This is a genomic window from Pedobacter sp. 01N310 (genome assembly GCF_056399805.1).
Window position 1 is genome coordinate 21,524 of record NZ_JBFTSB010000013.1, and the last position, 14,734, is coordinate 36,257.

Here is a 14,734-nt window from a genome sequence, read left to right on the forward strand (position 1 = left end):
TTAACTAAATTTATGAGAAACAACAGGCTTAATCTGCTAAATCCTTATATCGGCAAATGGAAAACAGAAGGTTTAACAAAAGCGGGTGATGTAATTGTGGGAACGGATACCTACGGGTGGGTTGATGGTGGGTTTTTCTTAACACATCAGGTAGACGTCATGTTCGGCGATAAAAAGATCCGATCGTTAGAAATTACGCATTATGATGATATGGAAGATGTTTTTAGGTCGCAATCGTTCGATAATGAAGGCAATATTTCAATATCCACCCTTAAAATTTACGATGATATTATTTTAATATTTGCCGATACCGAAAGATTTAAAGGAAATTTTAAAGCCAATACCATAGAAGGGACATGGGAACAATTTGATGGTAAAAACTGGGCACCATGGATGGATATCAAATTGACTAAAATGCGCTCGTAACCTCCTGCTGAACTCGTTTCAGCATCTTATGCTAAATAGATCCTGAAACAAGTTCAGGATGACGATAATAAAAAAAACAAATAATAATTAACCATCCCGAAGGGAAAAACAACAAAACAATGGCGACACTTAACACGTATTTAAATTTTAACGGTAACACCGAAGAAGCATTTAACTTTTATAAATCTATTTTTGGCGGCGATTTTGCTGTGCTTCAACGCTTTAAAGATTCGCCGGGATGCGAAGGTATGGCAGTAGGCGACCAGGAGAAAATCATGCACGTGGCTTTGCCTATTGGTGGCAACGTACTCATGGGTACCGATGTTACCAACCCGATGCCTGCATCTACTTTCGGTACCGGAATCTCACTGTCCGTTGATGCGGCAAGTGAAGAAGAGGCACATACACTTTTTAATAACCTCTCAGCTGGTGGAACAGTAACAATGGCTTTAGAAAAAATGTTCTGGGGAGCCCTTTTTGGTATGGCTACCGATAAATTTGGTATTCAATGGATGGTGAATTACGATTATAACAAATAGCCTGGAGTCAGGAGAAAGGAGCCGAAAGTGTTGGATCCTTAGTCCAGACTTCATAGTCTGGTATACTTATCGCGAGTGCGGTAATGTAAATTGCGTACGCATTAATATAAATCGCGGGTGCGGTAATATAAAGAGCGAATTAGATAATAAATGGTCAATGGCTGATGGTTAATAGATTATGGCTATTAAATATAAAACCTCAACCAAAACAGATTAACTTATTATTACACTAATGTACAATGTACCAATGACTAATGAACTTTAAATAACTTTTATTATTTTTAATTTTAGAAACCAAAATTAATCCAATATGAAAATTGCAATTATTATTATCAGGGTGTTATTAGGAGCACTATACCTATTTGCTTCGGTAACCTATTTTCTTAATTTAATGCCTAAGGCGCCGGAAATGACAGCGGCCCAAACCAGCTTTATGACAGGTATAATGGCCTCCGTTTATCTTTTTCCATTAATTAAAATAACAGAACTGTTATGTGGTGTAATGTTGTTTATCGGAAGGACGGCACCACTAGCATCAATCATTATTTTTCCTGTTACCTTGAATATCTTTTTGTATACCGCATTTTTGGCCCAGCCTAAAGATCTTCCGATGTCGGCCGTGATGTTATTGTTTAATTTGTTCCTGCTTTATGCGTACCGTGCCAAGTATCTACCAATTGTTTCAAAGTAAATTTTAGGATTTTCAAAAATTCTCATACTTTTTCTCTTTATTTAGTGTTTCGATATAAGGTGTAATTATTATCTTTAGAAACTAACTAGAAATAAAAAATATGAGAAAGTTACCATTTTTAATGCTGCTTTTTGTGGCAGTATCGTTTTCTGTATTTGCACAGAACAAAGATGCTATTGTAGGCAAATGGCTTAACCCATCGGGTGAAGGGCAAATAGAAATTTATAAAAAAGGCGATAAATATTATGGGAAATTAGCCTGGATGAAGGAACCCAATTTAAATGGTAAACCTAAATTAGATGCTAAAAATCCTGACGAAAAACTACAGAAACGCGCTTTGTTAAATCTGGAAATATTAAAGGATTTTGTTTACGAAGATGGTAAATGGACCGATGGAACGATTTACGATCCGAAAAAAGGTAAAACCTATAGCTGCAACATGACCTTAGCAGGTAATGATGTATTAAATGTTCGCGGTTATGTAGGTATTTCTCTTTTAGGCCGATCAGAAACTTTTAGACGAGTAAAATAATTTATAGATGAAGAAAATTTTATGGTGCCTTTTAATGGCACCTTTTTTTTGCACCGCGCAGTCGTATTCCTTTAAACCCTTAAACGAGAATACCAAAACCAGTTTACGGGGTTTAAGTGTTGTATCAGATCGGGTTACCTGGGTAAGTGGTAGTAATGGATCGGTAGGTAAAACTACTGATGGTGGTATAACCTGGAAATGGTTAAAACCAAAAGGTTACGAAAAAATCGATTTCAGGGATATTGAAGCTTTCGACGATAAACAGGCCATTATTGTGGGCATTGCTTCGCCGGCATACATTCTGAAAACCGTTGATGGCGGCGAAACCTGGACAGAAAATTATAAAAATGTAGATTCAGCTATATTTTTGGATGGCTTGGGTTTTTGGGATAAAAATAAAGGAATCATCTTCGGTGATCCCATAAATGATAAAATGCAATTACTTAAAACTGTAGACGCAGGTAAAAGCTGGCAAGATATTTCAGCAAATCTAAAAACCAATTTGGCTAAAGGTGAAGCAGGTTTTGCAGCCAGTGGAACAACCATTAAAACATTACCTGGTGGTAAAACCTGGATTGCAGCAGGTGGAACGGTATCTAACATTTACTTTTCTCCAGATTATGGACAAAACTGGCAAGTATTTAAATGCCCCATTTTGCAGGGCGAAAATAGTACGGGTCCTTTCTCGATCGATTTTTTGAATGAAAAAATTGGTGTAACTGTTGGCGGAAACTATGTAAAAGATAAAGAAAACACCAATAATATTCTTTTAACGAGCAATGGCGGCAAAACCTGGCAAAAGCCAGCTACCCCGGTTTTAGGCTTCCGATCGGGCGTAACCTATATTAATGCTAAAACCTTAATTGCTACAGGTACTTCAGGAACAGATATTTCTACTGATGGTGGCCAAAACTGGAAACATATTTCTGATAAAAGTTTTAATGCCGTTCAAAAAGCCAAAAAAGGTAAACAGATTATTCTGGCCGGAGAGAAAGGTAATATCTATCAACTGGTGATCAGCAAATAAATTTCAGCCCTATTGCGTAACAGTTTTATTGATTAAGTATCTAATCAGTAAAACGATTCAATAAATAAAAAAGATTGAAGCATCGGGATTGATAAAATTTTGTTTCTTTGCTGTCAACTAAAACTTTAATTAAAAACATACACACACTCGCTCAATGGATTTTTTGCACACAATTTTAGGTGACGATATACAGGCCGGACTATTAATTATTTTGAATTTAATTGTGATCGAAAGTTTGCTTTCGGTAGACAATGCTGCTGTTTTGGCTACTATGGTAATGGATTTACCAAAATCGCAAAGAGAAAAAGCTTTAAAATATGGCATTATTGGCGCTTATGTTTTTAGAGGGATCTGTTTGTTCCTGGCTGCATGGCTGGTTAAAATCTGGTGGTTGAAACCACTTGGCGGTCTATACCTGTTGTACCTGGCTTTCGATTATTTTAGAAAAAAGAACAATAAAGGCAAGGAAGAAGAAGAAGAGGAAGTAGACAAAAGCAAAAGCTGGATTTATAAATCTACTGTTGGCTTAATGGGGAATTTTTGGGCAACTGTTGCTTTAGTAGAGGTAATGGATCTGGCTTTCTCTATCGATAATGTTTTTGCTGCTGTGGCTTTTACCGATCATATCTGGTTAATCTATATTGGTGTTTTTATCGGGATTTTGGCTATGCGTTTTGTAGCACAGGCATTTGTTAAACTGATGGAGAAATTTACCTTTTTAGAAACGATAGCATTCATCGTAATTGCTGTTTTAGGAATTAAACTTACTTCATCGTTAGTAACGCATTTCTATCCCGAGTCACCTATTTCTCACGCTATCGAAGGCGAAAAAACAGATCTTTTTGTCTCTATTTTTACGGTAGCCATTTTCATTATACCAGTATTAACATCCTTATTATTTAACTATCCCAAAAAACACAAAAGCGATATCATCATTTCGGACGATGCCGAAAAGGTATTGGATAAATCTTAAATTATAAGGCTTATCTGTGATAAATCTTACAATTAAACGTTGGTAATATTACAATCAAATTTGTAATATTAGAATTTATAAATAGATTAGGAAACAGGTTGCAATGGCTTTTTACAAACATTACTCATTCGATCTTTGGTTAACGTTGATTAAATCAAATCCAGCGTATAAACAGGAGCGGACGCAATATTTTTACCAGAAATTTAATACTAAGCATAAAAATTTAGCAGAGATTGCTGTTGTTTTTCGCCAGGTAGATTTAATGGTAAACGCTATTAATGAGCGGACAGGGAAAAATGTAGATGCTGATGAAATGTATTTAATGATCATCAGTATGATCAATGATTACGATTTCAATTTTCATGATGTGGATCTACAGGAGATTGATCACGACATGGAACAACTGGTTTTTACCCACATGCCTTTGCTGTATAGCGAAAGTTCTTTAACCGTATTGGAACAGCTTAAGTCAACAGGTTTAAGTTCGACCAATATTTTAAGCAATACTGGTTTTATAAAAGGGAAAACCTTAAAAAAAGTAATCAGTCATTTGGGTATCGATCAGTTTATCGATTTTCAGCTGTATTCTGATGAAGTAAGGATGTCTAAACCCAATACCGGATTTTTTCAGTTGATGTTAGATACCATCGATAGGGAAAAACACCCGGAATTAATGCTAAAAGATGTAATCCATGTTGGAGATAACCCGCATGCTGATGTTCGTGGGGCAGAAGCGATGGGAATTAACAGTATGCTCATCAATTCCAATCACCTATCTATCTCAAACCTACTCTATGATACCGTATAGTTATTCACTTCATAAAATAGACAATACAGTCGATTTTGGCTTTAGTGCCGACGATTACAGTCGCTTTAAGTTTGGCGATGACCTGGTGGCCCGATCTTTCGGAAAAGACCTTGCCGATGGCTTTATCCGCTATTATTTAGCTGATAATGTGATTGCCGATCAGATTGTGGTTATTTCTAGTCCTTATAGTTTTATTCCAACGGCAACCTTTGCCATGAAAAACTATTTCGTTTGTCAGCTTAACCGTTGGCTGGTGGAAAATGGTGGTTTGGCGGTACAGGAAACCAAAGTGCACAGAACCATTACCTATAAAGAAGATTATGGCGAGTTAAGTGCCGAAGAAAGGCTTTTACTGATTGGAAACGATTCATTTCACATCGATAAAGATTTTCTCGCTGGTAAAACACTTTTATTTCTGGATGATATCAGAATTACCGGAAGCCATGAGCGGATGATCTTAAAAATGGCTAAAGAATATGGTTTAAAGAACGAAATGCATATGCTTTATTTCGCCGAACTGGTCAATAAAAATATCCATCCCAATGTAGAGAATTTTCTGAATTACCATCAGATCAAATCTATTTTTGATCTGGAAGAAATTATTGATAGCGGCAATTTTAGGTTTAATACCCGTATTGTAAAATACATTTTAAATACTACTTCGAGCAGTTTTAATCTATTTTTAGAACGTAGAAGTACCGATTTTATCAATCAGCTTTACGATCTATCCCTGGGGAATAACTACCATACCATAGAAGCGTATTCTAAAAATTTACATCTCATAAAAGACTATATCAAAAACAACAATTATAAATTAATTTAAATATGGCTATTAATTTGCAAAAGGGGCAAAGAGAAAATATCGATGCTCCTAAATTTACAATAGGTTTAGGTTGGGATACCAACAGCTCTTCAACAGGTTCTGCATTCGATTTAGATGCTTCAATTTTTTTACTAAACGATCAGAAAAAACTGATTTCAGACGAAAACTTTGTATTCTATAATAATTTGGTTTCTCCAGATGGTTCGGTAGAGCATACAGGTGATAACTTAACCGGTGATGGTGATGGCGATGATGAACAGATAAAAATTGATTTAACCAAAGCTGATGCTAAAGTAAACGAGATCTGTATTGTGGTAACCATCCACGATGCTGAAAACAGAAGACAAAATTTTGGTCAGGTTAGAAACTCTTTCATCCGTATTTTTGATGCCGTAACCAATGAGGTGATCTTAAAATACGAATTAGAAGAAGATTTCTCTATAGAAACGGCGGTAGAATTTGGAAGAATTTACAAACGCGAAGGCAAATGGAAATTTGAAGCCGTTGGCGTAGGTATGAAAGGTGGTTTACAGGATTATTTAAACAAATATCAATAATATTATGGCAATCAATCTTCAAAAAGGACAGCGCATCAGTCTAGAAAAAAGTAATGGTAGCAAACTTCAGAATGTTTGTGTAGGCATTAACTGGGGTGCCATTGAAAAGAAAGGTCTTTTCGGTTTCGGATCATCAAAAGAAGCGGTAGATTTAGATGGAAGCTGTGCATTATACAACGAAAACAAACAACTTTTAGAGGTAGTTTATTTTGGTAACCTAAAATCTAAAAACGGTTCTGTAAAACATAGCGGCGATGATTTAACTGGCGATATGGGCGGCGATGATGGCTTAGATAATGAGATCATCACACTTGATTTTTCTCAGTTGGATGCCAACGTAAACTATGTTGCCTTTGTATTGAATAGTTTTAGAGGGCATGATTTTGGTACAATCCCTTTTGCGTCAATCCGCATTTACGAGGGCACAACTAAACGTGTTAACGAGGTTTTTGCTAAATTCGATATTGCTAACGGAGCCAACTTTGCTGGTCACGTATCGATGGTAATGGGCGTTTTTTACAAGAAAAACGGCGAATGGAAATTTAATGCCATTGGCGAACCAACCAAAGATAAAAAACTCGAAGATACCGTTAAAACCGTAACTCAAAACTATTTATAAGCCATAAGGCTGGTAATTAATCAAACTATGGAAACCAACCCAAACGTTACCCAAGCCCTTACTCCGGTTAAACTGGATAAAGATGGCAATGTGGATCTCGAGAAAATAACCTCAGAGGAAACGCTTAAATACAATGAGATTGGAAAATCGTTAGAACCATCAGATGTAAATTCTATCCTGAATTACGGAAGCGATGCCCAAAACTCAATGGAAAAATACAGTAACGAGTTTTTATCGTCTGTACGGACTTATAACAGTGGTGAAGTTGGCGGTTTAATTAACGAACTGCTTACCGAACTGAATTATATCGATGTTTCAGAATTGGAGCAAAGTGCATTTAAGAACTTTATTTCTAAAATCCCGTTTTTAAAGAGCCTTGTTGTTGATGTGAAAAAACTTTTCCAGAAGTATGATGTAGTGGTGAATAATATTGATAAGATCACCAACAAAATTAAAGCTGGAAGGTTAAATTCGATTAAAGACAACAGTTCGCTGCAAACCATGTTCGATAGCAATGTTGGTTACATCCACCAAATGGAAGAACTGATTATTGCCGGACAGATGAAATACAACGAGCTGAACATCAAACTTGCTGAGATGGAAGGCCGACCTGCCGATTATCAGGATTATGAAATTGCCGATTTAAGGGACTTCATAAGTCGCTTGGATAAAAGACTGGCAGATATGAAAATTGTTCGTTTCATCATGTTGCAATCTTTAGCGCAGATCCGTGTGGTGCAGAACAATAATACTTCAATTGCAGAAAAAGCACAGTCGATTGTATCTACAACCATTCCGGTGTGGAAAAACCAATTGACCATTGCTGTTGCTTTACAAAGGCAAAAGGCCAACGTAGAGATGCAGAAGAAAATTTCGGATACCACGAATACCATTTTGCAGAAAAATGCAGAGATGCTGAAACAAAACAGTATCGATGTAGCCAAAGAGAATGAAAAAACAGTAGTATCTTTGGAAACCTTGAAACAAACCACTTCATCGTTGATTGAAACGCTTAATGAGGTTAAACAGATCCATGAAGCGGGTGCACAGAGTAGAAGAGTGTTGGATGGCGAACTTAAAACTTTGGAAACAGAGTTGAAAAAGAACGTAACGAGGGTGAGTTAATTAAAATATGGATGAATACCGTTTAAATATTATCAAAAAATCAAGCGCAGAGATCAACCGTTTACAGTTGCTCTCTGTGTTTTTTGATGATGAGGTGATTTATAAAATTTATTTAAGAAGCCAGGTTATTCATCAACTTTTTGCCAACAACGAAGAATTAGAGATCGAAAAATTAGATCTTTTCCATCTTCAGTTTACCGATAGCGTGATCGAACTGCTCAAAAAGATTAAAAAGAGCAATGAGAAAAACGTATCGCTCATTTACGATGAAATTGACCTGAATGAAGAACTGATCGACCGTATGGCAGGTGCGCTTGTTGATCAGAAAAGTTTTCAGCAGGATAAACAAAAGCAATCGCTAAAAGTGAACCTATCGCTGCGGAAACTATTCAGTGTGCTTTCTGAGCTCAGTTCCGATTTTCCCTTTTCTAAAAATATCAATGTTTTTAGTTCCAGATACGCCAACGATTTTTATTTCGATCTCACTACCGATCAATTTGCTAAACTGATTGATTTTCAGAGTAAACAGGTGTATACCAATGTTTATGCGACCATCGAGAAAAAATTGATGGGCAAGCTGTGTAAGTACGATTTTCGGACCGAATTTTATATTGGTTTAAAATCGGGCGAACTGGTAATTGAAGTGTATAAATTTTTGGATATAGACAGTTATTACCTGTTTTTTCCAAGCCGAAACCTGTTCTTGTTCTGCGATTTAACCATTTTGAAAGATTTGGATATGTCTAATAATCTTTCAGAACGGGAACGGATTGTACAGGAACTGCAATATAAAAACGATAAGTTAAAAAGTAATGCTGCGGTTTTAAAAACGGCAATTCCAAACGAGGTTGTTAATTTGTTAGAAGATAGTTACAGTAAAATATCTGACATCAATTTCTTGAACCACCTCAATAATTTCGATGTACAATCGAATATTTTGAAGACAATGTTAAAGACGGATTTGTTTTAGGTTGGTTTTTACCAACTAAGACACCTGGGCGCAGCTAAGAAGTATCGTGCCGATTAATCATCACTATCGCAAGAAATCGTCATTGCGAGGAGGAACGACGAAGCAATCTTACAACTAAGGCTTTATGCCAGGTTAGTTAAGTTTTGGAAATCAATTATAGCACTTTTCGGTATTGGCAGTCCCGCTTTTTATTCCAAGTCCTCGCTCGTGCCTCGCTGTGGGCTTTACATTGCAATCGGGTTTAAGTGGCAGAGTTAGTGGTACTATTAAGATATTCTACCTACTAACCTTTGTTAAATAAACCCGACAGAGCGGAATAGCCCGCAGCGCAGCGAGGATTATAAGCGATGGCGGGGCCACAGCACCTATTAAACACCGAACGCACGTTTCCAAAATAGAGAAGTCGTTATTGGTGGAGAGGAACGAAGAAGCAATCTTAAAACGTTTGTTAATCATCCTTTCGCATTAAGATTGCTTTGTCGGCTGAAAAAGCCTTCTCGCAATGACGATTTTGTGATAGGAATTACTACCTCGTCAATACCGCCAGTTTCTGTTTAAACAGATCGATTGTTCTGCTCCAGGCTAGTTTTGCTGCGGCTTCGTTATATCTCGTAGGTGAGGTATTGTTGTTAAAGGCATGGTTTACACCATCGTATATGTAAATTTTATAATCAATTTTATTGTCTTTTAATGCCTGCTCATAAGCTGGAATCCCGGCATTAATGCGTTCATCCAGGCCACCATAATGCAACATTAAACTCGCTTTAATTTTAGGAATATCTGCCACATTGGCCTGTGCGCCATAATAAGCAACAGCTGCCTGCAATTTAGGGTCGTTAACTGCTAATTTATTGGCCATTCCACCTCCCCAGCAAAAGCCAACACAGCCTACTTTACCATTGCCGTCTTTTCTATTGCGTAAATAATCCAATCCTTTTAAATAATTCTGTAAGTTCTTTTCAGGATCTAATTTACCGATCAACTCGCGTCCCTTATCTTCATCCGTCGGGGTTCCACCAAGCGGCGAAAGGGCATCAACACCAAGGGCCAGGAAACCTTCGGCGGCAACACGTTTGGTAACATCAATAATATGTGGATTTAAACCTCTGTTTTCATGAATAACCAATACGCAGCCTAAGTTCTTTTTGCCTTTGGGTTTGGCCAGTACAGCTTTCATTTCACCGTCAACACCAGCGTAGGTAATATTTTCAACTTCGATATCATCACTGTTAAAATCTGCTGCAGCGGCGTAATTATTTTCTAGCATTGGCAGAATAGTCATAGCCAATGCTGTGCTACCAGCCAGGATAGCCAGCTTTCTCATAAATTTTTTTCTGCTTACCTGACTATGGGTATATTCATCGTACAGGTTGATTATTTTCTGATCCATCTTATTGATTTTGAATTAAAATACAAGATAAACAAGGATGTCGAGATTTGAGGTAGCATTGCCTAAAAATTACAATACATTTCTTCCCATTTTTTAATCAGTGTTACACGGTGTTTCGTATAACGCGGGGTTAAGAAGGCATTCGACCAATCATCGTAATTATCATAAAAGAATTTCAGGAAGAAAATATGAAAGGTGATACCCAGATATGGAATGGCTTTTAATTCATCATCAGTTAACGGCCTAACTTGCTGGTAAGCGTTTAAAAAGGTATCGAAATCCTTTTCTGCCTGCTCTTTGGAGATTAGGTTATTCAATTGATGGAAAAAATAATGGTTAAGGAACGACATTAAATCGTTAATCAGGTAGCCTTCACCTGCAAAATCGAAATCAAAAAAGGTAATTTTTCCCGCTTCATCAAAATGGAAGTTTTTAGGAAAAAAATCATAGTGGCAATAGCCATAGCTGAATTTTGAAGTATCAAATCCTTCGAACTTTTTAACCACTTTATCAGCAATGTTGGTCAGGTAGTCAAATTCCTCAGGCATTTCTGTAAAATGAGGTTTTAAATCGCGCAAAGGCTCAAATAAAGTCGTTTCAAAGTTGAATACCGGTCTTGCATTATTCAGCTTTATTGAAGAAGTACTTTGGTGCAAGGTGGCAATGTCTTGCCCCAATTGAACAAGATGTGCATTTTTCAGGTCCAAAATTACCTTTCCTTCAGCAAAAGAAAACAGTATACCATTTCTTAAACCTTCGATGGCATTAAACTGTTGAATTTGTTTCCCATTTACATCGGTTATGGGGTAGGAAACTGAGTTTCCGTTTATCCTTAAAATATTGAGCAATTCCACTTCAGCTTCAATTTCGTTGCGTTTTCGGTGTGCATCGCGGTAGATTTTGAAGATATATTTCTGGCTTCGGTTTTCGAGAATATAAGTGTCGCTTACGTTTCTGATGAGTAATCGGCATGTTGTAGATGGGGCTAACTGATAAGCTTCAATTAAATAATCTTTTAAGGCAGCGGCTGATAAGGTGGAGTATTGGGCTGGGAAAATATTTTGCATAAGTAGCGCTTTGGGGTTTCAAATATAAATTTTAGAAATGACATCTTAACCATTAATTAAGACTACCTTACCCACCTTAGGCATATCGTTTTAAGATTAATACAATCTGTTGGAAAAAATATTTGATTGCCTTATCGATAGTTTTATCGAAGATAAAGTGGGTATAGCAGAAAACTTTTTAAGTGTTTCTTTAGCGGCCCATCTTAAAGATAATCTGATCGGGTTATTTGAAAATAAAAAACTTTTAAATGCTGGCTTGGGTAACGATACGGTTGTGAATCAAAACAAGTTGATTAGAAGCGATGTGATTTACTGGTTAGACAGAAAGCATAATAACCAACACGAAAATGATTTCTTCGATCTGATGGACGAATTTGTGGTTTATTTAAACCGTACCTGTTATACGGGGATCACCGGATACGAATTTCATTATACACTTTACGAATCGGGCACGTTCTACAAAAAACATATCGATCAGTTTCAGTACAACGGAAGCAGACAATATTCGATGATAATGTATCTGAACAGCGATTGGAAAATAGAAGATGGAGGAGAGCTACGCATTTACCATGTTGATGAGGAGCAGAATATCTCGCCCAATAACGGTAAAAGTATTTTCTTTAAAAGTTCAGATCTGGCACACGAGGTATTGCTTACCAATAAACAAAGGATGAGTATTACAGGCTGGTTAAAGGTCGGTTAAATTTAATCCTTAATATCAAAAAATAAATCGCTATTACAGGCGATTCTCATTCAAAGACGTGTCCTTAGGTTGAGTCATAAATATAGATTTGTCACCCTGAGCTTGTCGAAGGGCCTATTAAATACGCTATAAGATGTTTCGACAAGCTCAACATGACACCATCTGCAGTAAATCGCCTTTATGATACAACCTCATCTATTTTTGAAAATCGTTGTTGATAAGACCCTGAAACAAGTTCAGGGTGACGACCCTCTCCGTAGATTCCAGGTTTCATTCGACTCCGCTCGAAATGACGAAACTACCGGGGATGATGGACCATTTAGTTTTGGTCAATAAAAAAGCGCCGTTTCCTCATTTCAGGATTGGCGCTTCACTTGTTAAACGACTAGGTTTAATACGATTATGATCAATTTGCTCTAAAACCCTTTGGGGTGCATTGCATCTGACGTTTAAAAAATATATTAAAATTTGCTGGGTACTCGAAACCCAAACAATAAGCGATCTGTGCAATATTCCATTCGGTATGTTTCAGCAAAGCCACTGCTTCGGTTGCTATCCTTCTCGAAATATGCTCAGAAGTTGTTTTGCCCGTTACTTCCTTTACTGCATGGTTTAAGTGATTTACATGCACCAACAAGCGGAAGGCAAAATCGTGGGCTGTTTTCAACTCCAAAATATGCTCTGTAGAACCAATGGGGAACTGCCTTTCCAATAATTCGATAAATAAGGAAGTTAAACGCGCCGATGCATTATTCTGTTTAAAGATAACATCCTGAGGTTTTACCTTTAGTGCTTCGTGAACAATAAGTTGTACATAGTTTCTTAACAGATCGTATTTATGGATGTAATCGCCATCCATTTCTTTCATCATTTTAGTAAAGATATCCGTTAAGATAACTTCCTGCTCTTCGTTAATATGAATTACCGGGCTATCATTAATCCGCCACAATAAAGAATCGCGAAGGATTTCGTTACGGTTATGGATAAAATTCTCGGTAAATAAACAGAAGAAACCGGCAGGTTTTGGCGAAGTACTTTCCCATGAATATGGAATATTCGGATTGGTAAACAGTAATGCCCGTCCTTTAATTTCAATCTGCGCATCAGGGTAATGCAAAATCCCATTGCCTATGATCAGCGAAATTTTATAAAAATCTCTGCGGCTGAAAACAGATGGTACGTTGCTGCAAACAGTAGTCCTGTTAAAAACATTAAAGTGCCCGATATCATTGATCATCCCTAAGCTTGGTGTAGGAATTTCAGGCCTTGTGATTTTTAATTTATTGTAAAAATCTTCTAATGTTTCCTTTTTTTGAAGGGTAGAAAGCTCTTGACTTTTTGATAACATATTTTAAGTGCTTAATACAAGTAAAGTTAGGGTTTAATCACCGTTCCTTCATGCATTTCCTCGGTTGGTTCTGCCACTAATTTGTCACCTTCTGCTAAATCGCCGAAAACTTCTACCTTATCGTCGGTTTCACGGCCTTTTTTTACGCCTACTTTAACCGCTTTGTTATCGGCTACTTTTAACACGAATAATCCTTCGCTGGTATCCAATAAAGCTTTTTTGGAAATGATAAAGGTACTGGCATTGGCCGGAAGCGGAATGTTCACTTCAGCAACCATACCCGGTAATAAAACCTTCGAAGCATTTGGTACATCCATTTCAATGCGTTCAGAACGTAAGCGTAGATCTAAAGCGCCTGATAAACGTTTCACTTTAGCCTTAAAGGTCTGGCTAGGCAAAGATTTAACGGTAAAACTAATCTCATCACCAGCTTTTAAATATCCGGTATAAACTTCTGGAATGGAAACGGCCAAACGCAGGTTTTTTTGATCCTGTAGAGTAAATAAAGGTAAATCAGAGCCTTTACCCGTTGGACCAACGTAAGCTCCTAAATTCACATTTCTGGCTGAAATAATTCCGCTGAAAGGTGCCCTGATGGTTAAATAATCCTGAACTGAACCTACTTCTTTATAAGCGGCTTTTGCTGCTTCAAGCTGTGCAAGATCTGCATTTTTTTTTGCCATAGCCTGGTCCAGGTCGTTTGTAGAGATCGTTCCAGGCGTTTTACTGGTTTCATACAAACGGTTATAATTCGCTTTGCTCGCAGTATAAATGGCTTCCTGTGCTTTTATCCGCGACTGTGTTGCAGCCAGTTGGGAAGTCATTTCAGGTGCTTCCAAAGTCATTAACAATTGACCTTTACTTACCTCTGAGCCGATATCAACTTTTAGGGTTTTTACGAAGCTGCTTACTTTAGCATATAAATCAACTTGTTGCAAAGCAATTAATTCGCCTGGCAAACTCAGTTTGGTGGATAGCTTCTCTTTTTTAAGATCGAAGGTGGCTATAGCTGCTTCTTTTTCTTTCTTGGGTGTTACTTTCGATTCGGAGTGCCCACAGCCATACATGGCCGTTAACACTAAAAATCCTGTACTTAATAATCCTGTTGAAAATATCTTCGTATTCATTTATGATGA

17 protein-coding genes are annotated in these 14,734 nt (G+C 37.2%); 13 read left to right on the top strand and 4 right to left on the bottom strand.

Annotated elements, in window-relative coordinates; all coding sequences use genetic code 11:
• Nucleotides 1-12: 12 nt before the first annotated feature.
• The 12 genes from AC1DNH_RS20020 to AC1DNH_RS20075 all read left to right on the top strand — a co-directional run bounded on the left by AC1DNH_RS20020 (nt 13) and on the right by AC1DNH_RS20075 (nt 9,090).
• On the top strand, nt 13-426 hold the full coding sequence (locus AC1DNH_RS20020; RefSeq protein WP_477610377.1) for a hypothetical protein: 414 nt from the start codon (nt 13-15) through the stop codon (nt 424-426).
• Between the two features lie 119 nt (nt 427-545).
• The gene (locus tag AC1DNH_RS20025; RefSeq protein ID WP_477584812.1) at nt 546-965 is read left to right on the top strand and encodes a VOC family protein; all 420 of its coding nucleotides are present in this window, start codon (nt 546-548) and stop codon (nt 963-965) included.
• A 310-nt stretch (nt 966-1,275) separates the two neighbouring features.
• Nucleotides 1,276-1,656: a DoxX family membrane protein gene (locus AC1DNH_RS20030; protein ID WP_477584811.1), complete on the top strand. Its 381-nt coding sequence runs from the start codon at nt 1,276-1,278 to the stop codon at nt 1,654-1,656.
• A 100-nt stretch (nt 1,657-1,756) separates the two neighbouring features.
• Entirely contained in the window at nt 1,757-2,188 is a 432-nt protein-coding gene (locus AC1DNH_RS20035; protein ID WP_477584810.1) for a DUF2147 domain-containing protein, read from the top strand.
• Nucleotides 2,189-2,195: 7 nt separating this feature from the next.
• On the top strand, nt 2,196-3,215 hold the full coding sequence (locus tag AC1DNH_RS20040) for a WD40/YVTN/BNR-like repeat-containing protein (RefSeq protein ID WP_477584809.1): 1,020 nt from the start codon (nt 2,196-2,198) through the stop codon (nt 3,213-3,215).
• A gap of 154 nt (nt 3,216-3,369) precedes the next feature.
• Nucleotides 3,370-4,188 carry a TerC family protein gene (locus tag AC1DNH_RS20045; protein ID WP_477625602.1) on the top strand — a complete coding sequence of 273 codons (819 nt, stop codon included), beginning with the start codon at nt 3,370-3,372 and terminating at the stop codon, nt 4,186-4,188.
• A 103-nt stretch (nt 4,189-4,291) separates the two neighbouring features.
• On the top strand, nt 4,292-4,996 hold the full coding sequence (locus AC1DNH_RS20050) for an HAD family hydrolase (protein ID WP_477584748.1): 705 nt from the start codon (nt 4,292-4,294) through the stop codon (nt 4,994-4,996).
• Entirely contained in the window at nt 4,983-5,819 is an 837-nt protein-coding gene (locus tag AC1DNH_RS20055) for a phosphoribosyltransferase family protein (RefSeq protein WP_477584749.1), read from the top strand. Before AC1DNH_RS20050 ends, AC1DNH_RS20055 begins: the two co-directional genes overlap by 14 nt.
• A 2-nt stretch (nt 5,820-5,821) precedes the next feature.
• A complete protein-coding gene (locus AC1DNH_RS20060) occupies nt 5,822-6,376 on the top strand; it encodes a TerD family protein (protein WP_477584750.1) in 555 nt (184 codons plus the stop codon).
• Between the two features lie 4 nt (nt 6,377-6,380).
• Nucleotides 6,381-6,995, top strand: coding sequence for a TerD family protein (locus AC1DNH_RS20065; RefSeq protein ID WP_116251228.1), 615 nt, complete (start codon nt 6,381-6,383; stop codon nt 6,993-6,995).
• Nucleotides 6,996-7,022: 27 nt separating this feature from the next.
• Complete coding sequence (locus tag AC1DNH_RS20070) at nt 7,023-8,120, top strand: toxic anion resistance protein (protein ID WP_230144056.1); 1,098 nt, start codon at nt 7,023-7,025, stop codon at nt 8,118-8,120.
• A gap of 7 nt (nt 8,121-8,127) precedes the next feature.
• Entirely contained in the window at nt 8,128-9,090 is a 963-nt protein-coding gene (locus AC1DNH_RS20075; RefSeq protein ID WP_477609423.1) for a hypothetical protein, read from the top strand.
• A 526-nt stretch (nt 9,091-9,616) separates the two neighbouring features.
• On the opposite strand, the gene AC1DNH_RS20080 is transcribed toward AC1DNH_RS20075, so the two are convergent.
• Both AC1DNH_RS20080 and AC1DNH_RS20085 read right to left on the bottom strand, forming a co-directional pair.
• Nucleotides 9,617-10,480 carry a dienelactone hydrolase family protein gene (locus tag AC1DNH_RS20080; protein ID WP_477579917.1) on the bottom strand — a complete coding sequence of 288 codons (864 nt, stop codon included), beginning with the start codon at nt 10,478-10,480 and terminating at the stop codon, nt 9,617-9,619.
• A gap of 62 nt (nt 10,481-10,542) precedes the next feature.
• Nucleotides 10,543-11,547 (bottom strand): phosphotransferase enzyme family protein, encoded by a 1,005-nt coding sequence (locus AC1DNH_RS20085; protein ID WP_477579915.1) that lies wholly within the window; start codon nt 11,545-11,547, stop codon nt 10,543-10,545.
• A 109-nt stretch (nt 11,548-11,656) separates the two neighbouring features.
• Between AC1DNH_RS20085 and AC1DNH_RS20090 the strand changes: the two genes are divergently transcribed.
• Nucleotides 11,657-12,250 carry a 2OG-Fe(II) oxygenase gene (locus tag AC1DNH_RS20090; protein ID WP_477609421.1) on the top strand — a complete coding sequence of 198 codons (594 nt, stop codon included), beginning with the start codon at nt 11,657-11,659 and terminating at the stop codon, nt 12,248-12,250.
• Between the two features lie 406 nt (nt 12,251-12,656).
• On the opposite strand, the gene AC1DNH_RS20095 is transcribed toward AC1DNH_RS20090, so the two are convergent.
• Both AC1DNH_RS20095 and AC1DNH_RS20100 read right to left on the bottom strand, forming a co-directional pair.
• Nucleotides 12,657-13,598, bottom strand: coding sequence for a helix-turn-helix domain-containing protein (locus AC1DNH_RS20095; RefSeq protein WP_477579911.1), 942 nt, complete (start codon nt 13,596-13,598; stop codon nt 12,657-12,659).
• Nucleotides 13,599-13,624: 26 nt separating this feature from the next.
• Nucleotides 13,625-14,725: an efflux RND transporter periplasmic adaptor subunit gene (locus AC1DNH_RS20100; protein ID WP_477579909.1), complete on the bottom strand. Its 1,101-nt coding sequence runs from the start codon at nt 14,723-14,725 to the stop codon at nt 13,625-13,627.
• Nucleotides 14,726-14,734 lie beyond the last annotated feature (9 nt).

What these genes read in the sequence shown, in the direction of transcription:
- AC1DNH_RS20020 (WP_477610377.1), top strand. Translation starts at nt 13, where the DNA reads ATGAGAAACAACAGGCTTAATCTGCTAAATCCTTATATCGGCAAATGG.
- AC1DNH_RS20025 (WP_477584812.1), top strand. Translation starts at nt 546, where the DNA reads ATGGCGACACTTAACACGTATTTAAATTTTAACGGTAACACCGAAGAA.
- AC1DNH_RS20030 (WP_477584811.1), top strand. Translation starts at nt 1,276, where the DNA reads ATGAAAATTGCAATTATTATTATCAGGGTGTTATTAGGAGCACTATAC.
- AC1DNH_RS20035 (WP_477584810.1), top strand. Translation starts at nt 1,757, where the DNA reads ATGAGAAAGTTACCATTTTTAATGCTGCTTTTTGTGGCAGTATCGTTT.
- AC1DNH_RS20040 (WP_477584809.1), top strand. Translation starts at nt 2,196, where the DNA reads ATGAAGAAAATTTTATGGTGCCTTTTAATGGCACCTTTTTTTTGCACC.
- AC1DNH_RS20045 (WP_477625602.1), top strand. Translation starts at nt 3,370, where the DNA reads ATGGATTTTTTGCACACAATTTTAGGTGACGATATACAGGCCGGACTA.
- AC1DNH_RS20050 (WP_477584748.1), top strand. Translation starts at nt 4,292, where the DNA reads ATGGCTTTTTACAAACATTACTCATTCGATCTTTGGTTAACGTTGATT.
- AC1DNH_RS20055 (WP_477584749.1), top strand. Translation starts at nt 4,983, where the DNA reads ATGATACCGTATAGTTATTCACTTCATAAAATAGACAATACAGTCGAT.
- AC1DNH_RS20060 (WP_477584750.1), top strand. Translation starts at nt 5,822, where the DNA reads ATGGCTATTAATTTGCAAAAGGGGCAAAGAGAAAATATCGATGCTCCT.
- AC1DNH_RS20065 (WP_116251228.1), top strand. Translation starts at nt 6,381, where the DNA reads ATGGCAATCAATCTTCAAAAAGGACAGCGCATCAGTCTAGAAAAAAGT.
- AC1DNH_RS20070 (WP_230144056.1), top strand. Translation starts at nt 7,023, where the DNA reads ATGGAAACCAACCCAAACGTTACCCAAGCCCTTACTCCGGTTAAACTG.
- AC1DNH_RS20075 (WP_477609423.1), top strand. Translation starts at nt 8,128, where the DNA reads ATGGATGAATACCGTTTAAATATTATCAAAAAATCAAGCGCAGAGATC.
- AC1DNH_RS20080 (WP_477579917.1), bottom strand. Translation starts at nt 10,480, where the DNA reads ATGGATCAGAAAATAATCAACCTGTACGATGAATATACCCATAGTCAG.
- AC1DNH_RS20085 (WP_477579915.1), bottom strand. Translation starts at nt 11,547, where the DNA reads ATGCAAAATATTTTCCCAGCCCAATACTCCACCTTATCAGCCGCTGCC.
- AC1DNH_RS20095 (WP_477579911.1), bottom strand. Translation starts at nt 13,598, where the DNA reads ATGTTATCAAAAAGTCAAGAGCTTTCTACCCTTCAAAAAAAGGAAACA.
- AC1DNH_RS20100 (WP_477579909.1), bottom strand. Translation starts at nt 14,725, where the DNA reads ATGAATACGAAGATATTTTCAACAGGATTATTAAGTACAGGATTTTTA.